At 64.3% G+C, this 2532-nt stretch carries 3 protein-coding genes; all 3 read left to right on the top strand.

Annotated features, from left to right (window positions below; translation table 11 throughout):
* Positions 1-236 precede the first annotated feature (236 nt).
* A complete protein-coding gene (sctS, locus tag K309_RS0134495; RefSeq protein WP_029050421.1) occupies positions 237-500 on the top strand; it encodes a type III secretion system export apparatus subunit SctS in 264 nt (87 codons plus the stop codon).
* Positions 497-1366: a hypothetical protein gene (locus K309_RS0134500; RefSeq protein ID WP_029050422.1), complete on the top strand. Its 870-nt coding sequence runs from the start codon at positions 497-499 to the stop codon at positions 1364-1366. The genes sctS and K309_RS0134500 overlap by 4 nt, the downstream gene beginning before the upstream one ends.
* 158 nt (positions 1367-1524) lie before the next feature.
* Positions 1525-2532 (top strand): hypothetical protein (locus tag K309_RS0134505; RefSeq protein WP_029050423.1); only part of this gene is annotated, 1008 nt, incomplete at its 3' end.

Here is a 2532-nt window from a genome sequence, read left to right on the forward strand (position 1 = left end):
CGACGGCGGCACCCGCGCAGCGCGTGGCATGGACGAAAGCGCGGCGTAATTTCTGCGCTTCGCGCGCGATGCGAATGTACCGATCATCGGCAATTCGCCGGTCGCCACGCCCCACAACGTTTCGATAAACGATCCCATTCCGTCAAGCTGCTGCGGTTCGTCGTGATGGGGCTCGTCCGTGGCTTTGTGGTGACCTATCGTTAGCGCGGCTGGCCGCGGACAATCAGGAGGCAGTCATGGATATCGACACGCTCATGCGCGTCACAACTCGGGGCATGCTGCTGTGCATGTACATTTCGCTGCCGGTTGTGGTGGTCGCGGCGGTCGTGGGGCTCGGCGTATCGTTTCTGCAGGCAATCACGTCGATGCAGGATCAGACGCTCTCGCACGGCGTAAAGCTGATTGCGGTCACGATAGCGATTGTGATCGCTGCGCCGTTTTCGGCAGCCACGCTGCTGCACTTCGCTAACGAGATAATGCTTATAGCAGTGCCGCAATGACGCGCGTCTGCACACCGCTTACCACGATTCCTCCGGCAGCCCACACGAATGCGGCTCGCGAACGTTTGCAGCAGACCGCCGTCGCCGTGTTGTATCGCGGCACGATCATGTTCAGCTATGCCCTCACGCAACACAGGGCGATGCGAGGTTCGCTGCTCGCGCGCAGGCTCGCCACGCTCAACGCAAGGAGGCGCAATTCCGCGTGCCGCACGGGCGTGCGGCGGTCCGTCGTCGCGGCAGGCGACGGAGTGGGCAAGGCACCGGAGGCCGGCCTAGTCAACCCCGGTCGCGCCACGTGCGACACAGGTTGCGGTAGCCAATCACATGACAAACGCGACGGCGCGAACAGCGATGATTGCGTGCCGCGCGCGCAGATTCGCATGCGCGGCGGACAAGCGTCGATCGCGCGGCGCGCGCCTGGCGCGCTGCAGAAACTCGTCGCTGCACAGGCGCCACGTACAGACCTCACGGACACGCTGCCGCGCCTGTGGTGTGACGCTCTGCTCGCATTGCGCGACGAAGCGGCCGCACATCCGCAGGCGCCGCTCGAGGCGCGGCTGCACGAAAGTTTCATCGATCTGCTTGCAGTCCAGTTGCAGACCGGTGCACCCGGCGATGCTAGCATGGACGCATGGCGGCAGCGCCTGATCGATGCGTGCGGATCAGGACGCGGTGCTGTCCGCGATGCGTCCGTGGAAGGGGACGCATCGGCGAAAAAAATCAGCAGAGCCGGGCGGCTGAATCTGCTGATGCCGCTGTTGCTGCTCGCCTACGGCCGGCCCTCGACGCAGCCCATGCGCGAGCGCGCGATGAACGTGCGCGTCGTACAGCGCGGCGCTGCGCTTCTTGTCGCCGAACGCGGCTGAGGCGTCGCGTTTTTGCCCCGCTTCTGTCGTGCTTTCCGCGCACTTTCGCTTTCCAAGTGCCCGCTTCGCATTGTGCGCTGGAACGTCACCGGCAGTGGTTAGAATGAGTGTCGAAGGCTCGCCGCTGCGCGCCGCATCATTCCTTCAATGGGCTCTGCATGACGAAGCTGCTGCGTATCCTAACCGGCGTGCACGCTGGCGCGGATCTGCGTCTGAGCGTCGGCGTTCACCGGATCGGCGCGGACGATGACGCCGACATCCACATCTCCGACTGGCGCGGCGGCGACGTCTCGCTCGTCGTTGATTCAGGCGGCGTGGTGAGCGCATGCCGCCTGAATCCGTTCGTCGCGGCGGCCGAGGGCGTCGCCGCCATGAACGAAAGCAGCCACAGCGCGCAGGGAGCCACCCTCGCCTCGCAAACCGACGACGAGCCGGGCACCGTCATCCTGCTCGACTTCGTGCCGATGCAGTTCGGCGAGATCGTCATCTGCATCGGCTTGGATGACGCGGCATGGCCGAGCGATCTCGAGCTGCTCTCGACGCTACTCGTGAAGCCGGACGAAACGCAGGGCGCTGCCGAACGCTCGCGCCGTCGCCGGACGACGTACATCGTGTCCGCGTGCGCAATGCTCGGCGCCGTGCTGGTGATCGGTTCGGTCATGCTGACGACGGTCTTCAGCCATGCTGCGTTGCCGCGCAGCGCCGTTGATCTCGCGCAGCGCGTGAATCGCGAACTGGCCGCGCACAACATGAAGGAAGTGCATGCGGAGGTACACGGTTCGACGGTGACCGTCAGCGGCATGGTCGCGACCGCCGACGAAGACACGCAATTGCGAAAGATGCTGATGCGGATTTCACCGGATCGCATCGTTCGGCACTACGACGTCGCGCAGAAGGACGTGAGCAGTATGGCGGATTCCATCGCAATGCAGGGGCTCAGGGTCGTCTACACGGGGCGCGGAACTTTCGAGATCAGCGGCAGCGTCGTCAATCCGCACGACGTGGAGTCGGCCGTTGCACGAATACGCCACGATCTGAGCGACAACGTTAAAGACGTCCGCTTGCGCGTCGCGCAAGCGGAAGACGCATTGACCCCAGCACCCCCGTTCTCATTCCTGATGTCTTCCGACGATATACGCTATGGACAGACACCCGACGGCGTTAAG

This window comes from Cupriavidus phytohabitans, assembly GCF_000426345.1.
GTDB lineage: Bacteria > Pseudomonadota > Gammaproteobacteria > Burkholderiales > Burkholderiaceae > Cupriavidus.